This is a genomic window from Escherichia sp. Marseille-Q3837, from assembly GCF_916618735.1.
GTDB lineage: Bacteria > Pseudomonadota > Gammaproteobacteria > Enterobacterales > Enterobacteriaceae > Escherichia > Escherichia ruysiae.
This window is the reverse complement of the sequence record NZ_CAKAKC010000001.1, coordinates 1,037,406-1,061,102: the sequence shown is the minus strand read 5'-3', so window position 1 is coordinate 1,061,102 and position 23,697 is coordinate 1,037,406. Positions and strand designations below refer to the sequence as shown.

The 23,697-nt window shown below is 49.0% G+C and carries 23 protein-coding genes; 11 read left to right on the top strand and 12 right to left on the bottom strand.

Going from position 1 to position 23,697, the window contains the following annotated elements; all coding sequences use genetic code 11:
* Positions 1 to 169 precede the first annotated feature (169 nt).
* From lldP to trmL, 4 genes are all read left to right on the top strand, one after another.
* On the top strand, positions 170 to 1,825 hold the full coding sequence (gene lldP, locus LG381_RS05045; protein WP_032226809.1) for an L-lactate permease: 1,656 nt from the start codon (positions 170 to 172) through the stop codon (positions 1,823 to 1,825).
* On the top strand, positions 1,825 to 2,601 hold the full coding sequence (gene lldR / locus LG381_RS05040; protein ID WP_213851779.1) for a transcriptional regulator LldR: 777 nt from the start codon (positions 1,825 to 1,827) through the stop codon (positions 2,599 to 2,601). The genes lldP and lldR overlap by 1 nt, the downstream gene beginning before the upstream one ends.
* Positions 2,598 to 3,788, top strand: coding sequence for a quinone-dependent L-lactate dehydrogenase (gene lldD, locus LG381_RS05035; protein ID WP_225762094.1), 1,191 nt, complete (start codon positions 2,598 to 2,600; stop codon positions 3,786 to 3,788). The genes lldR and lldD overlap by 4 nt, the downstream gene beginning before the upstream one ends.
* 290 nt (positions 3,789 to 4,078) lie before the next feature.
* Positions 4,079 to 4,552 carry a tRNA (uridine(34)/cytosine(34)/5-carboxymethylaminomethyluridine(34)-2'-O)-methyltransferase TrmL gene (trmL, locus tag LG381_RS05030; RefSeq protein WP_000932359.1) on the top strand — a complete coding sequence of 158 codons (474 nt, stop codon included), beginning with the start codon at positions 4,079 to 4,081 and terminating at the stop codon, positions 4,550 to 4,552.
* 56 nt (positions 4,553 to 4,608) lie between these two features.
* Here trmL and cysE read toward each other — a convergent pair whose 3' ends face one another.
* The 5 genes from cysE to LG381_RS05005 all read right to left on the bottom strand — a co-directional run bounded on the left by cysE (position 4,609) and on the right by LG381_RS05005 (position 7,883).
* Positions 4,609 to 5,430 (bottom strand): serine O-acetyltransferase, encoded by an 822-nt coding sequence (cysE, locus tag LG381_RS05025; RefSeq protein ID WP_001277564.1) that lies wholly within the window; start codon positions 5,428 to 5,430, stop codon positions 4,609 to 4,611.
* Positions 5,431 to 5,509: 79 nt separating this feature from the next.
* Positions 5,510 to 6,529 carry an NAD(P)H-dependent glycerol-3-phosphate dehydrogenase gene (gene gpsA, locus LG381_RS05020; RefSeq protein WP_001076199.1) on the bottom strand — a complete coding sequence of 340 codons (1,020 nt, stop codon included), beginning with the start codon at positions 6,527 to 6,529 and terminating at the stop codon, positions 5,510 to 5,512.
* Positions 6,529 to 6,996: a protein-export chaperone SecB gene (gene secB, locus LG381_RS05015; protein ID WP_000003377.1), complete on the bottom strand. Its 468-nt coding sequence runs from the start codon at positions 6,994 to 6,996 to the stop codon at positions 6,529 to 6,531. The genes gpsA and secB overlap by 1 nt, the downstream gene beginning before the upstream one ends.
* 62 nt (positions 6,997 to 7,058) lie before the next feature.
* The gene (gene grxC / locus LG381_RS05010; protein WP_000024392.1) at positions 7,059 to 7,310 is read right to left on the bottom strand and encodes a glutaredoxin 3; all 252 of its coding nucleotides are present in this window, start codon (positions 7,308 to 7,310) and stop codon (positions 7,059 to 7,061) included.
* Between the two features lie 141 nt (positions 7,311 to 7,451).
* Positions 7,452 to 7,883, bottom strand: coding sequence for a rhodanese-like domain-containing protein (locus LG381_RS05005; protein ID WP_001156181.1), 432 nt, complete (start codon positions 7,881 to 7,883; stop codon positions 7,452 to 7,454).
* 241 nt (positions 7,884 to 8,124) lie between these two features.
* Between LG381_RS05005 and gpmM the strand changes: the two genes are divergently transcribed.
* Genes gpmM through LG381_RS04990 form a run of 3 tightly spaced genes read left to right on the top strand, consistent with a single transcriptional unit; the run spans position 8,125 to position 11,925 of the window.
* Positions 8,125 to 9,669, top strand: coding sequence for a 2,3-bisphosphoglycerate-independent phosphoglycerate mutase (gene gpmM, locus LG381_RS05000; RefSeq protein ID WP_010344487.1), 1,545 nt, complete (start codon positions 8,125 to 8,127; stop codon positions 9,667 to 9,669).
* Positions 9,670 to 9,702: 33 nt separating this feature from the next.
* On the top strand, positions 9,703 to 10,962 hold the full coding sequence (envC, locus tag LG381_RS04995; RefSeq protein ID WP_016159958.1) for a murein hydrolase activator EnvC: 1,260 nt from the start codon (positions 9,703 to 9,705) through the stop codon (positions 10,960 to 10,962).
* A 3-nt stretch (positions 10,963 to 10,965) separates the two neighbouring features.
* On the top strand, positions 10,966 to 11,925 hold the full coding sequence (locus tag LG381_RS04990; RefSeq protein WP_000483819.1) for a divergent polysaccharide deacetylase family protein: 960 nt from the start codon (positions 10,966 to 10,968) through the stop codon (positions 11,923 to 11,925).
* Here LG381_RS04990 and waaH read toward each other — a convergent pair.
* The 3 genes from waaH to kbl form a co-directional block, all read right to left on the bottom strand.
* Entirely contained in the window at positions 11,912 to 12,946 is a 1,035-nt protein-coding gene (gene waaH, locus LG381_RS04985) for a UDP-glucuronate:LPS(HepIII) glycosyltransferase (RefSeq protein ID WP_000982070.1), read from the bottom strand. The genes LG381_RS04990 and waaH overlap by 14 nt on opposite strands.
* Positions 12,947 to 13,184: 238 nt before the next feature.
* Positions 13,185 to 14,210, bottom strand: a complete 1,026-nt coding sequence (tdh, locus tag LG381_RS04980) for an L-threonine 3-dehydrogenase (protein ID WP_000646026.1) — start codon at positions 14,208 to 14,210, stop codon at positions 13,185 to 13,187.
* A gap of 13 nt (positions 14,211 to 14,223) precedes the next feature.
* A complete protein-coding gene (gene kbl / locus LG381_RS04975) occupies positions 14,224 to 15,420 on the bottom strand; it encodes a glycine C-acetyltransferase (RefSeq protein ID WP_001213853.1) in 1,197 nt (398 codons plus the stop codon).
* Between the two features lie 213 nt (positions 15,421 to 15,633).
* On the opposite strand from kbl, the gene rfaD reads away from it, so the two are divergent.
* Genes rfaD through rfaL form a run of 4 tightly spaced genes read left to right on the top strand, consistent with a single transcriptional unit; the run spans position 15,634 to position 19,831 of the window.
* Entirely contained in the window at positions 15,634 to 16,566 is a 933-nt protein-coding gene (gene rfaD, locus LG381_RS04970; RefSeq protein ID WP_000587764.1) for an ADP-glyceromanno-heptose 6-epimerase, read from the top strand.
* Between the two features lie 2 nt (positions 16,567 to 16,568).
* Positions 16,569 to 17,615, top strand: a complete 1,047-nt coding sequence (gene rfaF, locus LG381_RS04965) for an ADP-heptose--LPS heptosyltransferase RfaF (RefSeq protein ID WP_225762093.1) — start codon at positions 16,569 to 16,571, stop codon at positions 17,613 to 17,615.
* 3 nt (positions 17,616 to 17,618) lie between these two features.
* The gene (gene rfaC, locus LG381_RS04960; protein ID WP_225762092.1) at positions 17,619 to 18,575 is read left to right on the top strand and encodes a lipopolysaccharide heptosyltransferase RfaC; all 957 of its coding nucleotides are present in this window, start codon (positions 17,619 to 17,621) and stop codon (positions 18,573 to 18,575) included.
* Between the two features lie 38 nt (positions 18,576 to 18,613).
* Entirely contained in the window at positions 18,614 to 19,831 is a 1,218-nt protein-coding gene (rfaL, locus tag LG381_RS04955; protein ID WP_032226818.1) for an O-antigen ligase RfaL, read from the top strand.
* 53 nt (positions 19,832 to 19,884) lie between these two features.
* Here the strand turns inward: rfaL and LG381_RS04950 are convergent, their stop codons facing one another.
* The 4 genes from LG381_RS04950 to rfaJ form a co-directional block, all read right to left on the bottom strand.
* Positions 19,885 to 21,027, bottom strand: a complete 1,143-nt coding sequence (locus tag LG381_RS04950; RefSeq protein ID WP_032226819.1) for a lipopolysaccharide N-acetylglucosaminyltransferase — start codon at positions 21,025 to 21,027, stop codon at positions 19,885 to 19,887.
* A gap of 56 nt (positions 21,028 to 21,083) precedes the next feature.
* A complete protein-coding gene (waaZ, locus tag LG381_RS04945; RefSeq protein WP_225762091.1) occupies positions 21,084 to 21,887 on the bottom strand; it encodes a 3-deoxy-D-manno-oct-2-ulosonate III transferase WaaZ in 804 nt (267 codons plus the stop codon).
* Between the two features lie 73 nt (positions 21,888 to 21,960).
* The gene (rfaY, locus tag LG381_RS04940; RefSeq protein WP_000615184.1) at positions 21,961 to 22,659 is read right to left on the bottom strand and encodes a lipopolysaccharide core heptose(II) kinase RfaY; all 699 of its coding nucleotides are present in this window, start codon (positions 22,657 to 22,659) and stop codon (positions 21,961 to 21,963) included.
* 17 nt (positions 22,660 to 22,676) lie between these two features.
* Positions 22,677 to 23,693 (bottom strand): glycosyltransferase, encoded by a 1,017-nt coding sequence (rfaJ, locus tag LG381_RS04935; protein ID WP_225762090.1) that lies wholly within the window; start codon positions 23,691 to 23,693, stop codon positions 22,677 to 22,679.
* Between the last annotated feature and the right edge of the window lie 4 nt (positions 23,694 to 23,697).

Sequence of the window (23,697 nt, the reverse complement as noted above, 5' to 3'; positions counted from 1 at the left end):
TCCCCAATTAAAACTCACATTAACGTTGCCAATTCATAACATTTAGTTAACCATTCATTGTCATTATCCCTACACAACAAAATTGGCAGTGCCACTTTTACACAACGTGTGACAAGGAGATGAGCAACAGACTCATTACACGATGTGCGTGGCCTCCAGGAGACCTGCAATGAATCTCTGGCAACAAAACTACGATCCCGCCGGGAATATCTGGCTTTCCAGCCTGATAGCATCGCTTCCCATCCTGTTTTTTTTCTTTGCGCTTATTAAGCTCAAACTAAAAGGCTATGTCGCCGCCACATGGACAGTCGTTATCGCTCTGACCGTCGCGCTATTGTTCTACAAAATGCCGGTCGCCAACGCGCTGGCCTCGGTCGTTTATGGATTCTTCTACGGCTTGTGGCCCATCGCGTGGATCATTATTGCGGCGGTGTTCGTCTATAAGATCTCGGTGAAAACCGGACAGTTTGACATCATCCGCTCGTCTATTCTTTCAATAACCCCTGACCAGCGCCTGCAAATGCTGATCGTCGGTTTCTGTTTCGGCGCTTTTCTCGAAGGAGCCGCAGGCTTTGGCGCACCAGTGGCAATTACTGCCGCATTGTTGGTCGGGCTGGGCTTTAAACCGCTGTACGCCGCCGGGTTGTGCCTGATTGTTAACACCGCGCCGGTGGCATTTGGCGCGATGGGCATTCCGATTCTGGTTGCCGGACAGGTGACAGGCATCGACAGCTTTGAGATTGGCCAGATGGTCGGTCGTCAGCTACCGTTTATGACCATTATCGTGCTGTTCTGGATCATGGCGATTATGGACGGCTGGCGGGGTATCAAAGAGACGTGGCCTGCGGTCGTGGTCGCGGGAGGCTCGTTTGCCATCGCACAGTACCTTAGCTCTAACTTTATTGGGCCGGAACTGCCGGACATTATCTCTTCGCTGGTATCGCTGCTCTGCCTGACACTGTTCCTCAAACGTTGGCAGCCGGTGCGCGTTTTCCGCTTCGGCGATCTGGGCGCATCGCAAGTTGATATGACGCTGGCCCATACCGGTTACACCGCAGGTCAGGTGTTACGCGCCTGGACACCGTTCCTGTTCCTGACCGCCACCGTAACGCTGTGGAGTATTCCGCCGTTTAAAGCCCTGTTCGCTTCGGGTGGTGTGCTGTATGAGTGGGTGATCAACATTCCGGTGCCGTATCTCGACAAACTGGTTGCCCGTATGCCGCCAGTTGTCAGCGAAGCCACTGCCTATGCCGCCGTGTTTAAGTTTGACTGGTTCTCTGCCACCGGTACTGCCATTCTGTTTGCTGCGCTGCTCTCTATCGTCTGGCTGAAGATGAAACCCTCTGACGCCATCAGCACTTTCGGCAGCACACTGAAAGAACTGGCGCTCCCCATCTACTCCATCGGTATGGTGCTGGCTTTCGCCTTTATCTCGAACTATTCAGGGCTGTCGTCAACGCTGGCGCTGGCACTGGCGCATACCGGTCATGCATTCACCTTCTTCTCGCCGTTCCTCGGCTGGCTGGGGGTATTCCTGACCGGGTCGGATACGTCATCTAACGCCCTGTTTGCCGCGCTGCAAGCCACCGCAGCACAACAAATTGGCGTCTCTGATCTGTTGCTGGTTGCTGCCAACACCACCGGCGGCGTCACCGGCAAGATGATCTCTCCGCAGTCCATCGCCATTGCCTGTGCGGCGGTAGGCCTGGTGGGCAAAGAGTCAGATCTGTTCCGCTTTACTGTCAAACACAGCCTGATATTCACCTGTATGGTGGGCGTGATGACCACGCTTCAGGCCTACGTCTTAACGTGGATGATTCCGTAATGATGGTTATACCCAGACGCCTGTCAGACGAGGTAGCTTCCCGTGTGCGGGCGCTGATTGATGAACAAAATCTGGAACCGGGCATGAAGTTGCCCGCTGAACGCCAACTGGCGATGCAGCTCGGCGTGTCGCGTAATTCACTGCGCGAGGCGCTGGCGAAACTGGTGAGTGAAGGTGTGCTTCTTAGTCGTCGCGGTGGCGGGACGTTTATTCGCTGGCGCCATGACGTGTGGTCGGAACAAAACATCGTCCAGCCGCTGAAAACGCTAATGGCCGATGATCCGGATTACAGCTTCGATATTCTGGAAGCCCGCTACGCCATTGAGGCCAGCACCGCCTGGCACGCAGCAATGCGTGCCACACAAGCCGATAAAGAAAAGATACAGCTCTGCTTTGAAGCGACGCTGAGTGAAGACCCGGATCTCGCCTCGCAAGCGGACGTTCGTTTTCATCTGGCAATTGCCGAAGCCTCACATAACATCGTGCTGCTGCAAACCATGCGCGGTTTCTTTGATGTCCTGCAATCTTCAGTGATGCAAAGTCGTCAGCGGATGTATCTGGTGCCGCCCGTTTTTTCGCAACTGACTGAACAGCATCAGGCGGTCATTAACGCCATTTTTGCCGGTGATGCCGACGGTGCGCGTAAAGCAATGATGTCGCACCTCAGCTTTGTCCACACCACCATGAAACGATTCGATGAAGATCAGGCTCGCCGTGCACGCATTACCCGCCTGCCCGGTGAGCATAATGAGCATTCGAGGGAGAAAAACGCATGATTATTTCCGCAGCCAGCGATTATCGCGCCGCAGCGCAACGCATTCTACCGCCGTTCCTGTTCCACTACATGGATGGCGGTGCATATTCTGAATACACGCTGCGCCGCAACGTGGAGGATTTGTCAGAAGTGGCGCTGCGCCAGCGTATTCTGAAAAACATGTCCGACTTAAGCCTGGAAACGACGCTGTTTAATGAAAAGCTATCGATGCCGGTGGCGCTGGCTCCGGTGGGTTTGTGCGGCATGTATGCACGTCGCGGCGAAGTTCAGGCAGCCAAAGCGGCTGATGCGCATGGCATTCCGTTTACTCTCTCAACGGTTTCAGTTTGCCCGATTGAAGAAGTCGCTCCAGCTATCAAACGTCCGATGTGGTTCCAGCTTTATGTGCTGCGCGATCGCGGCTTTATGCGTAACGCACTGGAACGGGCAAAAGCGGCGGGTTGTTCGACACTGGTTTTCACCGTAGATATGCCGACGCCGGGTGCGCGTTATCGTGATGCACATTCTGGTATGAGCGGCCCGAACGCTGCAATGCGCCGCTACTTGCAGGCGGTGACGCATCCGCAATGGGCATGGGATGTCGGCCTGAACGGTCGTCCGCATGATTTAGGTAATATTTCGGCCTATCTCGGCAAACCGACCGGACTGGAAGATTACATCGGCTGGCTGGGGAATAACTTCGATCCGTCCATCTCATGGAAAGACCTTGAGTGGATCCGCGATTTCTGGGATGGCCCGATGGTGATCAAAGGGATCCTCGACCCGGAAGATGCGCGTGATGCAGTACGTTTTGGTGCTGATGGGATTGTGGTTTCTAACCATGGTGGCCGCCAGTTAGATGGCGTACTCTCTTCTGCCCGTGCGCTGCCTGCGATTGCGGATGCGGTGAAAGGTGATATCGCCATTCTGGCAGATAGCGGGATTCGTAACGGACTTGATGTCGTGCGTATGATCGCGCTCGGTGCCGATACCGTACTGCTGGGTCGTGCGTTCCTGTATGCGCTGGCAACAGCGGGTCAGGCGGGCGTGGCGAACTTGCTGAATCTGATCGAGAAAGAGATGAAAGTGGCGATGACGCTGACTGGCACGAAATCCATCAGTGAGATTACGGAAGATTCGCTGGTTCAGGGGCTGGGTAAAGAGTTGCCTGCGGCGCTGGCTCCGATGGCGAAAGGGAATGCAGCATAGTCGTTTGCGCCCCCTCACCCTAACCCTCTCCCTCAGGGAGAGGGAACCGATCGGCGCTGTCTGTACTCCCTCAGGCTGAAAACAATTCCTCGCCCTATTTTCCTCCTGGCTTCTTTAAGGTGAGGAGAAAAGACCTTACCTGCCCGACACTACATTGTCTCCCTCACCCTGAAACGACACCGCACTCTTTTTTTCTCCCTCGCCCCTCCGGGGAGAGGGCCGGGGTGAGGGGAAAAGGCCGCACTAATCCCCGATTTTCTGCTATCCTGCCCCCGCACTAAGGGGGCAGTATGCTAAACATCGTACTCTACGAACCAGAAATTCCGCCAAACACTGGCAACATCATCCGTCTTTGCGCTAATACCGGCTTTCGTCTGCATATCATCGAACCGATGGGATTTGCCTGGGACGATAAGCGCCTGCGCCGCGCGGGGCTGGACTATCACGAGTTTACTGCAGTTACGCGTCATCATGACTATAGCGCGTTCCTTAGAGCAGAAAATCCCCAGCGTCTGTTTGCCCTCACCACTAAAGGCACACCCGCCCATAGCGCCGTAAGCTATCAGGATGGCGACTATCTGATGTTCGGCCCGGAAACACGCGGCCTGCCAGCGAGCATTCTTGATGCTCTGCCCGCTGAACAAAAAATTCGGATTCCGATGGTGCCGGACAGCCGCAGCATGAACCTGTCCAATGCGGTGTCGGTCGTGGTGTATGAAGCCTGGCGGCAGTTGGGATATCCGGGAGCGGTGTTGAGAGATTAGTTACGCCAGGCCGGATAAGATGCGGTTAGCATCGCATCCGGCACGAGCACAGGACGTCAGATCCCATCCCCATACTCAAACGTATGGTGAATGCCGTTGAAATGCTGATCCATATCCATTGACGGTTTATCGCTGTCTGGTTTACCGACGATACGCGCCGGAACGCCAGCAGCGGTAGTATGCGGCGGCACTGGTTGCAGCACGACAGAACCCGCGCCAATCTTCGCGCCACGCCCGACTTCAATATTGCCGAGAATTTTCGCGCCCGCGCCAATCATCACGCCTTCACGAATTTTTGGGTGACGGTCGCCGCTGGTTTTGCCCGTACCGCCAAGGGTGACGGATTGCAGAATCGACACATCGTTTTCAATCACCGCTGTTTCACCAACGACGATGCCTGTCGCGTGGTCGAGCATGATACCGCGACCAATTTTTGCCGCCGGGTGAATATCGACCTGAAAAGTCACAGACACCTGGTTTTGCAGGAAAATAGCCAGTGCGCGACGCCCCTGATTCCACAGCCAGTGACCGATGCGATACGCTTGCAAGGCATGAAAACCTTTCAGGTATAACAATGGGGTTGAGTATTTATCAACTGCCGGGTCACGGGTACGCACCGCCTGAATATCGCAGGCCGCAGAAGCGATCATTTCAGGGTCGGCGGCGTAGGCTTCTTCCACCACTTCACGGATAGCAATAGCAGGCATAATCGGCGATGACAGCTTGTTCGCCAGCATGTAGCTCAGTGCACTGCCAAGGTTTTCATGCTTGAGTAGCGTTGCGTGGTAAAAACTGGCCAGCATTGGCTCACAGTCCGCCAGCGTTCTGGCTTCCGCTTTAATATTGTTCCAGACAATTTCCAGTTCTTCACACGACATTGCTTACTCCACACGATGAGATAATGACCGGCTCGTTCTGCGCGAGCCGGGTCATAGCGGTAACAAAGGTTCCCTGGGTTTAGTGGCTGCTTCGCTCGTCCTTGCGTGCACGACCTAATAAAGTCAATGCTGCCTCGCGCGCGTTTTTTCCGCAATATAATACTTGATAAATTTCCTCGGTTATTGGCATTTCAACGCCGAAGCGGTGCGCCAGTTCGCGGACTTCTTTCGTATTGCGGTAGCCTTCCACCACCTGACCAATCTTCTCTTGCGCGCTTTGTACATCCATGCCCTGACCGAGCATCATGCCAAAACGGCGGTTCCGCGACTGGTTGTCGGTGCAGGTAAGTACCAGATCGCCCAGACCTGCCATGCCCATAAAGGTGGCAGGATCGGCACCCAGCGCCGTGCCCAGACGCGACATTTCAGCCAGACCACGGGTGATCAGCGCCGTTCGCGCATTCGCCCCGAAACCGATACCGTCGGACATGCCGGCACCGATCGCAATGACGTTTTTCACCGCGCCGCCAAGCTGCACGCCAATGAAATCCGGGTTGCTGTAAACGCGGAAACTTTTGCCGCAGTGCAGCAGTTGCTGGAGGTCATCAGCAAAGGTTTGATCGGTAGAGGCCAGCGAAATGGCCGTTGGTAAACCCGCCGCCAGTTCTTTCGCAAAAGTCGGGCCAGAGATAACCGCCAGTGGAATTTGATCGCCTAACGCCTCGCGCGCTACGTCCTGTAACAGACGCCCTGTTTCCGCTTCCAGTCCTTTTGTCGCCCACACCAGACGCGCATCAGGGCGCATCAGCGGTTTAATCTGGCGCAGCACTTCACCAAAGACATGGCTGGGTACGACGACGAGAATATTACGGCTGGCTGCCAGTGCGGTAGCGAGATCGCTTTCAAGGTGAAGCGTATCGGGAAAAGGCACATCGGGGAGAAACGCGGCGTTACAGCGGTCGCGTTCAAGCGTCGCGATATGTTCAGGGTCATGGCCCCAGAGGACAACCTCGTGGCCATTTCTTGCCAGGGTGATGGCAAGAGCGGTGCCGTACGAGCCGGCACCGATCACAGTCATTGAAGCATTACGTTGGTTCATCAGGCATCCTGATGTTCTTCAGTACCTTCGCCAGCCTGCTGCTGCAAATAGTTCATGAACAGCGCATCGAAGTTAACCGGCGCAAGGTTCAGTTGCGGGAACGTACCGCGAGATACCATGCTGGTGATGCATTCACGAGCATACGGGAACAGAATGTTCGGGCAGTATGCGCCCAGGCAATGTGCCATCTGGGTGCCTTCGATACCCGCGATGGAGAAAATACCGCCCTGCTGAACTTCGCACAGGAACGCGGTTTCTTCGCCCAGGGATGCCGTTACGGTAACACGCAGTACCACTTCGTAAACGTCATCTGCCAGTTGAGAAGATGCCGTATCCAGATCAAGTTTAACTTCTGGCTGCCAATCTTTCTGGAAAACGTGCGGCGCGTTCGGCGCTTCGAAAGAAATATCCTTGGTATAAATACGCTGGATCTGGAAGGTCATTTCGGTGTTGTTTTGTTCTGACATGTGTAGAAAACCCTTAAGTGTTGTCCTTAAATACTGCGCAGTGTAATGCCAACGTTAATACGTTATTTCAGCAGGGGATCCAGTCCACCACGTGCATCCAATGCATACAAGTCGTCACAGCCGCCAATGTGCTGTGCGTCAATAAAAATTTGCGGAACCGTGGTGCGACCACTGCGTTTGATCATCTCTTCACGCTTAGCGGCGTTGCCATCAATCGGTAGCTCCTGGAAACTTACGCCCTTGCTGCTCAGCAGTGCTTTTGCACGATGGCAATACGGGCAGGTTTCTTTGGTATAGATTTCAACATTGGCCATAACTTAGCTCCTGTTTTTTTACCCTGAAATTTCATATTGCAGGGCGGCTGCAAAATGGAGTGTCCCCAGAAGCTTATATCAATAAGTCGCTGGGGGTCTAATTGCAGCTAACTGCCTGCGGCATGAAAGATGGCAGGTAAATTATTTGCCGCGCACCAGAGGCAAGTTTTCGCCAGCCCAGCCAGCGACGCCTTCTTTCAGCACGAATACTTGCGCAAAACCCGCTTTCGTCAGCGCGTTTGCAGGCTCCTGGCACTGCATACCAGAACCGTCTACCACGATAACCGGTTTGTCTTTGTGCTTCTCAAGTTCACCAACATTGTTGGCTTTGATTTCGCTCGGCAACAAATTGATAGAACCTGCGATATGGCCTTTACGGAAGTCATCACGCTGGCGTAAATCCACAACCACTGCGTCTTCTTTGTTGATCAGACGCGTAGCTTCACCACGAGTAATTACCTTCACTTTTGAGGTCAGGCTCTTAAACGTAGTAACAAGAACCGCCACCAGTAACGCGATCCAGGCGATACTCAGTATGGGATGACGGCCAACAAATTGCATAATTTCTTGCATGGGGGTAATAACTCCCGACGTAGTGATTAAAAACCAGGGAAGGAGTATACCTGCGCGTTGCGGCAAATACAGCCAGCGCGTGCACCGGAATGCAATTTTGCGGCACGCTACGAAAAAAAATCGCAAATCTGGCATCGGCTTGCCGCGAGCGGTCGTATATTTTGATCTTCAGAGGCTATTTTATCGATTCAGCTGTAGTAAAATTACGCAAATTTTGACTCTTGAGTATGAGGTTGTCGCAATGTCGGTTTCTAAAAAACCTATGGTACTGGTGATTCTGGATGGCTATGGCTATCGTGAAGAACAACAGGATAACGCCATTTTTAGTGCTAAAACCCCGGTAATGGATGCACTGTGGGCCAATCGTCCGCATACCCTGATCGACGCTTCCGGTCTGGAAGTCGGTCTGCCTGACCGTCAGATGGGTAACTCCGAAGTAGGCCACGTTAACCTGGGTGCCGGCCGCATCGTGTATCAGGACCTGACTCGTCTGGACGTTGAAATCAAAGATCGCGCTTTCTTCGCTAACCCGGTGCTGACTGGTGCGGTAGATAAAGCGAAAAACGCGGGCAAAGCGGTACACATTATGGGTCTGCTCTCCGCAGGCGGCGTACACAGCCACGAAGATCACATCATGGCGATGGTAGAGCTGGCGGCTGAACGTGGCGCAGAGAAAATCTACCTGCACGCATTCCTTGACGGTCGCGACACCCCGCCGCGCAGTGCTGAATCCTCACTGAAAAAATTCGAAGAGAAATTTGCCGCGCTGGGTAAAGGCCGCGTAGCGTCCATCATTGGTCGTTACTACGCGATGGATCGCGATAACCGTTGGGATCGCGTTGAAAAAGCTTATGACCTGCTGACTCTGGCGCAAGGTGAGTTCCAGGCTGATACCGCCGTTGCTGGTTTGCAGGCCGCTTATGCTCGCGACGAAAACGACGAGTTTGTGAAAGCGACCGTTATCCGTGCTGAAGGCCAGCCAGATGCAGCGATGGAAGACGGCGATGCGCTGATTTTCATGAACTTCCGCGCTGACCGCGCACGTGAAATCACGCGCGCGTTTGTAAACGCTGATTTCGACGGCTTCGCGCGTAAGAAAGTGGTTAACATCGATTTCGTGATGCTGACCGAATACGCCGCTGACATCAAAACTGCCGTTGCTTACCCACCAGCCTCTCTGGTTAACACCTTCGGCGAGTGGATGGCGAAAAACGATAAAACTCAGCTGCGTATTTCCGAAACCGAAAAATATGCCCACGTCACTTTCTTCTTCAACGGTGGCGTAGAAGAGTCGTTCAAAGGCGAAGATCGCATTCTGATCAACTCGCCGAAAGTGGCTACCTACGATCTGCAGCCGGAAATGAGCTCCGCAGAGCTGACCGAAAAACTGGTTGCTGCCATCAAGAGCGGCAAATACGACACCATTATCTGTAACTATCCGAACGGCGACATGGTAGGTCACACCGGGGTGATGGAAGCAGCAGTTAAAGCAGTTGAAGCACTGGATCACTGCGTGGCAGAAGTGACCAAAGCTGTTGAGTCTGTGGGTGGACAACTGCTGATCACCGCTGACCACGGTAACGCTGAACAGATGCGCGATCCAGCTACGGGTCAGGCTCACACGGCGCATACCAACCTGCCTGTTCCGCTGATTTACGTTGGCGATAAGAACGTGAAAGCAGTTGAAGGTGGCAAACTTTCTGACATCGCGCCGACCATGCTCTCTTTAATGGGTATGGAAATCCCGCAAGAGATGACTGGTAAGCCGCTGTTCATCGTGGAATAATCCCTCCCCATGAGGGGAAAGGCGATTAATACCATGACACGGGCCACGAAACCGCGCAGGTTTGCAGTCAGGCCCATCATTTACGCCAGCGTTCTTTGCGCTGGCGTATTGTTGTGCACTTTTTCTGCCCACGCGGATGACCGCGACCAACTCAAGTCTATTCAGGCTGATATCGCTGCCAAAGAGCGTGCGGTACGCCAACAACAGCAACAACGCTCAAGCCTGCTGGCACAATTGAAAAAGCAGGAAGAGGCGATCTCCGAAGCCACTCGTAAACTGCGCGAAACGCAAAATACGCTCAATCAACTGAATAAACAGATTGATGAGATGAACGCCTCGATTGCCAAACTGGAACAGCAAAAAGCTGCTCAGGAACGCAGTCTCGCCGCGCAACTGGACGCCGCATTTCGCCAGGGTGAGCATACGGGTATACAGCTCATTCTCAGCGGTGAAGAAAGCCAGCGCGGTCAGCGTTTACAGGCTTATTTCGGCTATCTCAACCAGGCGCGACAAGAGACCATCGCCGAACTGAAGCAAACACGTGCAGAAGTCGCCATGCAGCGCGCCGAACTGGAAGAGAAACAGAGCGAGCAACAAACGCTGTTATACGAACAACGCGCCCAGCAGGCGAAGCTGACCCAGGCGCTGAACGAGCGTAAGAAGACGCTGGCAGGGCTGGAATCTTCCATTCAACAAGGTCAGCAGCAGCTAAGTGAACTGCGCGCTAACGAATCTCGTCTGCGCAATAGCATTGCTCGTGCAGAAGCGGCAGCGAAAGCGCGTGCTGAACGAGAAGCGCGTGAGGCTCAGGCTGTTCGCGACAGGCAAAAAGAAGCGACGCGCAAAGGCACCACCTACAAACCGACTGAAAGCGAAAAATCGCTGATGTCCCGAACCGGTGGTCTGGGTGCGCCGCGTGGTCAGGCATTCTGGCCGGTTCGCGGGCCGACGCTGCATCGCTATGGCGAGCAGCTACAGGGTGAATTACGCTGGAAAGGAATGGTTATCGGTGCCTCAGAAGGTACTGAAGTTAAAGCGATTGCCGACGGTCGAGTGATTCTGGCTGACTGGCTGCAAGGCTACGGTCTGGTGGTGGTGGTTGAGCACGGTAAAGGCGACATGAGCCTTTATGGCTATAATCAGAGCGCACTGGTGAGCGTTGGTTCGCAGGTTCGCGCGGGTCAGCCAATTGCACTGGTGGGCAGCAGTGGCGGTCAGGGTCGGCCCTCACTCTATTTCGAAATTCGCCGCCAGGGTCAGGCGGTCAATCCACAACCGTGGTTGGGAAGATAAGTTTTGTTTCCATTTCGTCGTAACGTTCTTGCATTTGCCGCTCTGTTGGCTCTCTCCTCCCCTGTATTTGCTGGCAAACTTGCCATCGTCATTGATGATTTTGGTTATCGCCCGCACAACGAAAACCAGGTGCTGGCGATGCCCTCCGCTATCTCTGTCGCCGTGTTACCTGACTCGCCACACGCCAGAGAGATGGCAACCAAAGCGCATAACAGCGGTCACGAAGTATTGATTCATCTACCGATGGCACCGTTGAGTAAGCAGCCGCTGGAGAAAAATACGCTGCGCCCGGAGATGAGCAGCGACGAGATTGAGCGCATTATTCGCAGTGCGGTCAATAACGTGCCCTATGCCGTGGGGATCAACAACCACATGGGCAGCAAGATGACCTCTAACCTTTTTGGTATGCAGAAAGTGATGCAGGCGCTGGCGCGTTACAATCTTTACTTCCTCGACAGTGTGACTATCGGTAATACCCAGGCGATGCGCGCCGCACAAGGTACTGGCGTAAAAGTCATCAAACGGAAAGTGTTTCTCGATGATTCCCAGAACGAAGCGGACATCCGTATGCAGTTCAATCGCGCAATTGACCTGGCGCGTCGCAACGGTTCAACCATCGCCATTGGTCATCCTCACCCTTCAACAGTTCGCGTATTGCAACAGATGGTTTATAACCTGCCGCCAGACATTACGCTGGTGAAAGCCAGCAGCTTGCTGAATGAACCGCAGGTCGATACGTCTACACCGCCGAAGAACACTGTGCCCGACGCACCGCGTAATCCGTTCCGTGGAGTGAAGCTGTGTAAACCGAAGAAACCGCTGGAACCGGTTTATGCTAATCGCTTCTTTGAAGTATTAAGCGAAAGCATCAGCCAGAGCACGCTGATCGTTTACTTCCAGCATCAGTGGCAGGGCTGGGGCAAACAGCCCGAAGCGGCGAAGTTTAACGCTAGCGCAAATTAAAGGCGCTGCGCGTAATGCGATGGTGCGACCGTGTTTTGTCGCGCCATTGCCATAAGCGGAAAGACCACAGTAATGCCTGATAACCCACCTTTACGCTGCGGACATTAGTAATCAGACGCTTATACATGCCGGAAGTAAATATCTCGGCAATCATCCGCTGGCGGGTAATAATATCCGGTTCTTTGCGCACCGCATGGCAAACGCGCAATGCTTCGTAAGTTATTTGTTGATGAAATTCCGGATAAATCATAATTTTGTCGGCATAATTTCTATTTAATTTCTCCAGCAGGCGGGTAATTTTAATATAGTGCCGTTGATAATTAAGATTTTTATTTCCTTGTCGATTCAACCGACTCACTGACGTATTATGCAGATAATATTTATATAACGATTGTTCGGTATATCGCGCACGCAGCGCGTTAAACATAAATTCTGTTGTCCAGACAATATCCTGATGATGTAATCCAGCAATAAATTTAATGTTATTTTTTACAATAACGTCTCTGCGATAAACACCCATCCAGACAACGTGAGTCCAGCGGCGAGAAGAAAGTCCCATCCGCAGCCAGTCCGGGCCGGTTAATACGCCGGTTGAGCGAAGGCGATCGGTGGGGATGGATTGCCAGGTTTCCCCCGTTTCACGAAAACACCAGTCAGCATTGCACTGCGCCACATCGAGATCGTCCTCTAACGCCATTGTCATCAGCGTTTCGTACATGGTGGGATAGACTTCATCATCAGCATCGACAAAAGCAACATATTTGCCCGTCGCTGCCTCGATCCCGCGATTACGCGCCACCGATGCGCCAGCATTCGCCTGATGCAACAAACGAACGTGAGGAAAGTTTTCTGCGTAATGCTTTGCTATTTCAACAGAATTATCCGTTGAACCATCGTTAATAATAATGATTTCCAGAGCAGTCCAGGTTTGCGCAATTAAAGATTCCATACAAGTGCGGAAATCATCGCCCGCATTATATAACGGGATAATAACACTAAGTTTATTGGTGCTGTTCATCATAAATTACCAACGGCCTCTGAAGTTACCCTAACGTTGTACAGGCTTTGTATTAAGAAACCATTAAGCCTGTGAGATATTATTTTTACAGGTGAGAGAGTCACTTCAGGCTAGAGAGATAATGAGAACAGCTATATAAGAGATCAGCGCAATTACGATATCTTTATTACACTGACAGGATTTTACATATTTAACAGATTATCCTCAGATAAAAGGGCTGGAATACCAGCCCTTATTCGTGTTAATCCCAGCTCAGGATAACTTTCCCGGACTGGCCTGAACGCATAGCGTCGAAGCCCTTCTGGAAATCATCGATGGAGAAACGATGGGTAATGATTGGCGAGAGATCGAGGCCAGACTGAATCAGCGCCGCCATCTTGTACCAGGTTTCAAACATCTCACGACCGTAAATGCCTTTAATGAACAGGCCTTTAAAGATCACTTTCGTCCAGTCGATCGACATATCAGACGGTGGAATACCCAGCATCGCAATACGGCCACCGTGGTTCATGGTGTCGAGCATGGTACGAAACGCTGGCGGCGCACCGGACATTTCCAGACCGACATCAAAACCTTCGGTCATGCCTAGCTCCGCCATCACGTCATTGAGATTTTCTTTCGCGACGTTAACTGCACGCGTAATACCCATTTTGCGCGCCAGTTCGAGACGATATTCATTAACGTCGGTGATAACCACATTACGCGCGCCGACATGTTTCGCCACCGCCGCCGCCATAATACCAATCGGGCCTGCACCAGAAACCAGAACATCTTCGCCCACTAAATCAAACGACAGTGCCGTGTGTACAGCATTTCCGAACGGATCGAAAATTGCGGCTAAGTCGTCGGAGATATTGTCGGGGATTTTGAAGGCGTTGAACGCCGGAATCACCAGATATTCGGCGAAGCAGCCCGGACGGTTAACGCCGACGCCGATCGTGTTGCGGCACAGATGGGTACGACCACCACGGCAGTTACGGCAATGACCGCAGGTGATATGACCTTCGCCAGACACGCGATCGCCAATCTGGAAGCCTTTCACTTCCTGACCAATGCCCACCACTTCACCAACATACTCATGGCCCACGACCATCGGCACCGGGATGGTTTTTTGCGACCACTCATCCCAGTTATAGATGTGAACGTCAGTCCCGCAGATGGCTGTTTTACGGATTTTAATCAGCAGATCGTTATGCCCGAGTTCCGGTACAGGAACGTCAGTCATCCAGATGCCCTCTTCCGCTTTCAGTTTGGATAACGCTTTCATCTCACATCCTCACTCAGGCAATTACGCCCAGTTGTTTACCAATACGCGTGAACGCTTCTACCGCACGCGTAATTTGCTCAGGAGTATGCGCCGCAGACATCTGGGTACGAATACGCGCCTGACCTTTCGGTACGACCGGATAGAAGAACCCGGTGACGTAAATACCCTCTTTTTGCAGCTCGCGGGCAAATTTCTGCGCCACTACTGCATCACCAAGCATGACCGGAATAATGGCGTGATCGGCACCCGCCAGGGTAAAGCCCGCCGCCGACATTTGCTCACGGAACTGACGCGCGTTAGCCCACAGGCGGTCACGCAGTTCGCTGCCCGCTTCGACCATCTCCAGCACTTTAATGGAAGCGGCGACAATCGCTGGTGCCAGCGAGTTGGAGAACAGGTACGGACGAGAACGCTGGCGCAGCCACTCAACCACTTCTTTGCGCGCAGCAGTGTAACCACCAGAAGCACCGCCTAAGGCTTTACCCAGCGTGCCGGTGATAATATCGACACGACCCATCACATCGCAGTATTCATGGGAACCACGACCGTTTTCACCGACAAAACCAACCGCGTGGGAGTCATCCACCATCACCAGCGCATCGTAAATATCTGCCAAATCGCAAACGCCTTTCAGGTTGGCAATCACGCCGTCCATCGAGAACACGCCGTCGGTGGCAATCAGCACATGTCGCGCTCCGGCTTCACGCGCTTCTTTTAAACGCGCTTCCAGCTCCTGCATATTGTTGTTGGCATAGCGATAACGTTTGGCTTTGCACAGACGCACACCATCAATAATAGACGCGTGGTTCAGTGCGTCGGAGATAATGGCGTCTTCCGCGCCCAGCAGCGTTTCAAACAGGCCGCCGTTGGCATCAAAACAGGAAGAGTAGAGAATCGCATCTTCCATACCCAGGAATGCCGCCAGTTTCTGCTCAAGCTCTTTATGGCTATCCTGAGTGCCGCAGATAAAACGTACTGAAGCCATGCCGAAACCATGAGAATCCATTCCCGCTTTTGCCGCCGCAATCAGCTCTGGATGGTTCGCCAGCCCAAGATAGTTGTTGGCACAAAAGTTGATGACGTGGCTTCCATCAGCCACAGTGATGTCTGCTTGCTGCGCAGACGTGATAATGCGCTCTTCTTTAAACAACCCTTCCGCCCGTGCGGTTTCCAGGTCGTTGGTTAACTGCTGATAAAATTCTCCACGCATTGCGATTCTCCAGACAGGGCAAATTCCAGCACATATTACCCAAACTTATAGGTCGCGACGAGATGACGCGTTAACACTTCTGCAAAATTTAGAATAAATAACGCCCATTACTCTCACTTTCGGCGAATGGCTGAAGCCAACGTCGTGTAGTGATATGATAGAAGTATTCGTGTCTGAGATTGTCTCTGACTCCATAATTCGAAGGTTACAGTTATGATCATCGTTACCGGCGGCGCGGGCTTTATCGGCAGCAACATCGTTAAGGCTCTGAATGATAAAGGCATCACCGATATTCTGGTGGTGGACAACCTGAAAGACGGCACCAAGTTTGTGAACCTGGTGGATCTGAATATCGCGGACTATATGGATAAGGAAGACTTCCTGATCCAGATTATGGCTGGCGAAGAGTTCGGCGATGTCGAAGCGATTTTCCACGAAGGCGCGTGCTCGTCCACCACCGAGTGGGATGGCAAGTATATGATGGATAACAACTATCAATACTCCAAAGAGCTGCTGCACTACTGCCTGGAGCGCGAAATTCCGTTCCTGTATGCATCTTCCGCAGCGACCTATGGCGGACGCACCTCCGACTTTATTGAATCCCGCGAATACGAAAAACCACTTAACGTCTACGGTTACTCAAAATTCCTGTTTGATGAATATGTTCGTCAGATTCTGCCAGAAGCGAACTCGCAGATTGTTGGTTTCCGTTATTTCAACGTTTATGGGCCGCGTGAAGGTCATAAAGGCAGCATGGCGAGCGTCGCTTTCCATCTCAACACTCAACTTAACAACGGTGAATCACCGAAGCTGTTCGAAGGTAGCGAGAACTTCAAACGCGACTTCGTCTACGTGGGCGACGTGGCAGATGTGAATCTGTGGTTCCTGGAAAATGGCGTTTCCGGCATCTTCAACCTCGGCACTGGTCGTGCTGAATCCTTCCAGGCAGTAGCAGATGCAACACTGGCTTATCACAAGAAGGGTCAGATCGAATACATTCCGTTCCCGGATAAACTGAAAGGCCGCTATCAAGCGTTTACTCAGGCGGATCTGACTAATCTGCGCGCAGCGGGTTACGACAAACCGTTCAAAACCGTTGCTGAAGGTGTAACGGAATATATGGCCTGGCTGAATCGCGACGCGTAACTATGAAGATTTTGGTGATAGGCCCGTCTTGGGTTGGCGACATGATGATGTCGCAAAGTCTCTATCGCACGCTCCAGGCGCGCTATCCCCAGGCGATAATCGACGTGATGGCACCGGCATGGTGCCGTCCGTTATTATCGCGGATGCCGGAAGTTAACGAAGCTATCCCTATGCCTCTCGGTCACGGTTCGCTGGAAATCGGCGAACGCCGCAAGCTGGGACATAGCCTGCGCGATAAACGTTACGACCGCGCCTACGTCTTACCCAACTCCTTTAAATCTGCATTAGTGCCTTTCTTCGCAGGTATTCCTCATCGCACCGGCTGGCGTGGTGAAATGCGCTACGGTTTGCTCAACGATGTGCGCGTGCTTGATAAAGAAGACTGGCCGCTAATGGTGGAACGCTATGTCGCGCTGGCCTATGACAAAGGCGTAATGCGTACCGCACAAGATCTACCAAAACCGTTGTTATGGCCGCAATTGCAGGTGAGCGAAGGTGAAAAATCGTATACCTGTAACCAATTTTCCCTCTCATCAGAACGTCCGATGATTGGCTTTTGCCCTGGAGCGGAGTTTGGCCCGGCAAAACGCTGGCCGCACTACCACTACGCAGAGCTGGCAAAGCAGCTAATTGATGAAGGTTATCAGGTGGTTCTGTTTGGTTCGGCGAAAGATCATGAGGCGGGCAATGAGATACTCGCCGCACTGAATACTGAGCAGCAGGCATGGTGTCGTAATCTGGCGGGAGAAACGCAGCTTGATCAAGCCGTTATTCTGATTGCGGCCTGTAAATCCATTGTCACCAACGATTCTGGTCTGATGCACGTCGCAGCAGCACTGAATCGTCCGCTGGTCGCACTGTATGGGCCTAGCAGCCCGGACTTTACGCCGCCGCTTTCTCATAAAGCGCGAGTCATTCGTCTGATTACTGGCTACCACAAAGTGCGTAAAGGCGATGCCGCAGAAGGGTATCACCAGAGTCTGATCGACATTACTCCCCAGCGCGTACTGGAAGAACTCAACGCACTGTTGTTACAAGAGGAAGCCTGACGGATGCGGGTTCTTATCGTCAAAACATCGTCGATGGGCGATGTCCTCCATACGCTGCCCGCGCTAACCGATGCGCAGCAGGCAATCCCTGGAATAACGTTTGATTGGGTGGTGGAAGAAGGTTTTGCGCAGATCCCTTCCTGGCACGCCGCTGTTGAACGGGTTATTCCGGTAGCGATACGCCGCTGGCGTAAAGCGTGGTTTTCTGCCCCTATTAAAGCGGAGCGGAAAGCGTTTCGTGAAACGCTACAGGCAGAAAACTATGATGCGATTATTGATGCGCAAGGGCTGGTAAAAAGCGCAGCACTGGTGACACGTCTGGCGCATGGTATTAAGCATGGAATGGACTGGCAAACCGCTCGCGAACCACTGGCAAGCCTGTTTTACAATCGCAAACATCATATTGCAAAACAGCAGCACGCCGTAGAGCGCACCCGTGAGCTGTTCGCCAAAAGCCTGGGTTACAGCAAACCACAGACTCAGGGCGACTATGCCATTGCGCAGCATTTCCTGGCTAACCCGCCGGCGGATGCTGGCGAATACGCCGTATTTCTTCATGCGACGACCCGTGATGATAAACACTGGCCGGAAGAACACTGGCGAGAATTAATTGGCTTGCTGGCAGATTCAGGGATTCGCATTAAACTTCCCTGGGGCGCACCACATGAAGAAGCGCGGGCGAAAAGGCTGGCGGAAGGATTTGATTATGTCGACGTATTGCCGAAGATGAGTCTGGAAGGTATTGCCAGCGTGCTGGCTGGGGCGAAATTCGTGGTTTCGGTGGATACGGGATTAAGCCATTTAACTGCGGCTCTGGATAAACCTAATATTACTGTATATGGGCCGACCGATCCGGGATTAATTGGCGGGTATGGGAAGAATCAGGTGGTTTGTAGGGCGCCAGATAAAGATCTCGCTCATCTGACTGCAGAGACAGTATTAAAAAAAATCAATTCCTGATTAACACATTATATATTATTTAAGATGGTGGATAAGCAATGTTAACAGCCTCGCTGGTGCTGCGTAATAAAGAGAACTGGAAACCATACTGGAATAAAGCGTTGGTATTTCTCTTTATTGCAACCTTTTTCCTTGATGGTATTACCCGCTATAAGCATATCATATCAGTATTAATGATCATCACGGTAATCTATCAAGTTTCTCGTGCTCCAGGAACATTTAAAGCACTCTATAAAAATAATCTTTTTTATAGTGTCATAGCACTGTCGCTCATTCTTTTATATGCCACATTCATATCACCTGACCTGAAAATAAGTTTTAAAGAATTCAGTAACACGGTACTTAAAGGATTTTTGGCATATAGTTTACTTATACCCGCATTATTAAAAGATGAAGATAATGAAAGCATCGGTAAAATTATACTATACTCATTAGTTACCGGACTTGGGTTGCGCTGCCTTGTTGAAATTATTCTTTATATTCAAGATTATAATAAAGGGATAATGCCATTTACGACCTATGAACACCGTAGTATTTCCGACTCAATGGTGTTTCTGTTTCCTGCATTATTAAACCTTTGGCTTATCAAGAAAACATCTTATAAAATAGGTTTTATAATTTTTAGTGCAATTTTCTTGTTTCTGCTTTTAGGAACGCTCTCCCGTGGTGCGTGGCTGGCTGTATTCATTGTTACTCTACTATGGTTAATCTTAAATCGTCAGTGGAAATTACTGATGCTGACGTCCATCGTCATTTCTGTTGCAGCGGCGTGTGTATTTGTCTATAAAGCTGATCATGCTGATAAAGATAGACTTATTTATAAACTTCAACAGACCGACAGTTCTTATCGCTATACCAATGGTACACAGGGTACGGCGTGGACATTAATTATGGAAAATCCGCTTAAGGGATATGGCTACGGCGATGATATTTACCATGCAATATATAATAAGCGTGTCGTAGATTTTCCTTCATGGAAGTTCAGGCAATCTATTGGACCACACAACGTTGTTTTGTCAATTTGGTTTGCAGCAGGTTTAGCTGGACTACTCGCTTTACTTTATCTGTATGGCTCTATTATCAAAGAAACAGCTAATGCAACATTTAAAAAAGTTGTGGCTACGCCTTATAATGGTCAATTACTACTATTTTTAACTCTTGTAGGTTTTTATATTATTCGCGGAAACTTCGAGGAAGTTGATCTTAAACCAATTGGCTTGATTGTTGGTTTACTGTTAGCAATGCGGAATAAATAAAAAAAGCCTGCCTGACATTAAGTTCAGGCAGGCTCTTAAAATCAAATAATTGTTTAACCAAACCAGTCTTGCATTTGTGCTTCAAAGCACTGAGTTACATGTTCCCAGCTATATTTTGAGAAAACAAAATTCCGGGCATTTTCAGCAATTTGTCCTCTGTCAGCATCAGCTAAAACTCGCTTAATATCCGCGAGAATGCTTTCAGATGTCATAGGCTCTGCAAGGTGATAGCCTGTAATTCCTTCCAGAACAAACTCACTAATTCCACCTTTTTGACTGGCAAGTACAGGTTTACCTGCCGCCATCGCTTCAACAGCTACCATACAAAAAGCCTCTTCTACCTGAGAAGGCACAACAACTAAATCTGCTAAACGGTAATAGTTATGCATCTGCTCTGGTGACTGTCCACCCACCATAATGCATGTTGCACCAATAGTTTTCGCTGCATCCAGAACTTTTTTCTGATATTCAGCTTTTTCACCTTTTTTACTGGCAAAAGGATCACCGACGATCACCAGTTTGAGATTATCTTGTGTCTTATTAAGCTGATTAAAAGCCTCCATAAGCATCAGGCAACCTTTATCTGGCGATATCCTTCCTGCAAATAATAGCACAGTATCATTCGCATCAATGTTCAGCTTCTGCCTCAAATCTTCAGTATTATTTTGTCTGTACGATTCAGAACAAAAACCATTAGGCACAATAGCAATATTTGCATCAGGCATTTTTTCCGAATAGAAATCGAATAGAAACTGGCTAGGAACAATTATCTTAGCATTTTTGTCTAACTGACCTGGCTCGAAAGCATTATGAAAATGCATAACTAGCTGCGCTTGAGGACTTCTGTCACGAATCTGTTTATACAGCTTCATGCTATTGTGGATAACAATAACAGACTCTTTCAGATCAGCATTTTTAGGTTGGGTATTTAAAATACGCTGAGAATACGGCATAGGATCAAGTCGAGTCCACTTTTGGAAAAGTCGTTTATAGACTCGACTAAAACTAATGTAATGAATATCACAATTATCATTTACTTTTGTATAGGTCGGGTAACCATCATTTCGAATACAGGCGATAGTTGCTGGAATCGAAAGCCTTTTTGCTACCTGATAAATCCACGTTTCAACCGCTGCAGCTCCTTTTGGCGGTATAGAAAATATTGGCGTGACGGTAAATATTATTTTTTTAATCATTATTAAACAACCCCAATATTTTTATAAAATAACGTAAAAGTATAAAAGATATTAGCTTATTTTTCCAAACTACAAGACTCTTCAATTTCTGATGCTTTCATAAATGGAATAATATCATATTGAATCGCTGTATCATCAGATAAATTATATATGTTAATATCTTCAACATTGTCACGCATAAAGCGGAAAAACGGTAAGATTTTGAATAAATCTCTACTCAACTCCGAAGGCATAGGATTCTTATCTTCGTCATAGAAACGCGAACAACTACCCGTTAAATCCAGGCCGGAACAAATGACCCGCGCATACTTCAGTGAATATGCTATTTGGATTGCAGCAAAGGCAATAGTATGGCATGAGCAATAACCAAGACTAATGTCCTTGCAAAATCCAACCAGACGACCTTTTTTAGACAACGGTACAGAGATCAGCAGTTCTTTGTGAATTTGGCTCAAAATATTAAATTTAATCTTCTTTATAAAACCACCTTTTTCCCGGCGATAAAAAGACCGTAATATAAGACAGTTCTGGCGGATATAAAGTTTATCTTCTTCGGAAGCGTGTTCATAAACGTCAACGTTTACGATGGTATAACGACTTCTCTGGCTAAAATTATAAAAATCATCACGACGCTGATGTAAAAAACGAACATCTGTAAGTACATAAATAAAGGGAACAATATTATGACTTAACAGATATTGCGCAGAACCATTGACAGCAATAATATCCTTTGCACGTAATACCGACAAAGGCGTCTTTTGCGATGTGGGACCAGATAGAAAAATAATAACATCATCAGATGTTTTACTTTTAATCAGGTTTTCAACATCCATTTTGTCAATGTATCGAATATTCTTCATGATAAACCTGTGAAATAAATAACTCCGTATAAAAATGCCTAACGAAGACGCGTAATGGTGGGATATTTCTGCTTTAGCGTGCTGGTTTTCCTTTCAAACGCCGCATAATATTGCGCATTTTTTTACGATAAACTAAAAGATAATAACCTAGATCCTTAATCTCATTTTTAATACCGTAATGACGCTCTAAATCTATACGGTCTTTCGCTTTCCGTTGCGCTGAAGCACGTTTCCCAGAGAGATCAATAATTCGAACTTCACCATTTTTAATAATGAAGTTACCACGATGAGGATCACCAGAGACCATACCATGTTGATGCAAAGAATGAATTGATTGCTGAATTTTATTTTTTAACTCGTTATCAATATTGGGTATATCACATAACTCTACACCATCAATATACTCGATCAGCATGATATATGTATGGACAAATCGTAAAGTTTTTCGCTCTGCTAATAAATAAAAATCATTGAGAGTATGTAATCCTTCATTTCGCACTTTTTGGGTTTGTTCAAAAAGGCGTTCGTAATAATCTCCTTTTAATAGAGATTTAAAAAAACGCTCGTTGCGTTTAATTTTGGGAGAAAAGACCTTAAGCACCAACTTACCGTAATCGGTGTCAATAAGCATGACTTTTGTATCATCAATAGAACGAAACACTTTGATGATCTTAATATTATAAGACAAAAAGTCATTTAATACATTGAGGTACTTTGAATTGTTGTCATCAGTAAAAACAACAAAATCTTTAACCTTATTTTTCTGAATCATGATAAGCCAATTAAAAGTTATTTACTGTAATATTTTCGGTAAAGATAACGAACCCCTGCTATAATGCCAGTTACGTAATGATGCTGAACTAACAAATGCTTATATCTTTTCTTAAATTCGATAACTGATTTTGCATCTCTGGGGGAATCATTTTTCCATGGCGAGTTATCTAACGCTATTTTAAAGTATTTTACAGATGGATAAATTGCCCATTTATGCCACGGTTTAGTTGCCCCTGTATAATGGATGAGAAGCGTGTTTTCTGTAATCAACTTTTTATAGTTCTGATGTGTTTTATCTTTTAATTCGCTTTTAATGGTATAAATAGTATTGAATTCACGAGGCAAAAATATTGTCATCCCTTTCAATAAAACATTCATAACATCTTGATCGGGATATTTATAAACATTATCTTTACTCATAAGAATAGATAACGCTTTTTCTGTTAGTTTTGCATTAGCCCATTTTTTTAAGTCTAAATAAACCACTCCTGAATTAAAGTAGCGCCCCCTTAGTTCAGGATCAGACAACCTGGATACCGCCTTTTCCTGCATTGGCTCAACATCTTTAACAACAGCAGCCACCGCTCCGTTTAAATCCAGATGAAGTAATTGGCTAATATCACCCTTACAAACAACATCCGCATCAAGATAAAGTAAACGATCAAGCGTCAGACCCAATAATTGAAACGCAAACAAACGAAAGTACATTGCTCTTGACCAGACCTGTGTACAAGGCAAGCACTGAAGCTTATCAGTATTAATTCTATAAAGCGTGATTCTTAATTGGTATTGCCTTGCAAGTTTTTCGACCTTTTGAAAAAAATCATCATTATAAACATCAGCAATAATATAAAAATCAAGATTAATATGTCGATTATTTAGGACAATTGATGTGATAGAAATACCTACACCATCAAGATAATTAGCATCGACACCATAGGCAACATTTAAACCTTCAGAAGTATCTTTATTAGTTAGCCTAAAATCCCAGGCTTTAACTTTATCTATCTCTATGGCAGGAAATGAGTCCACAAGG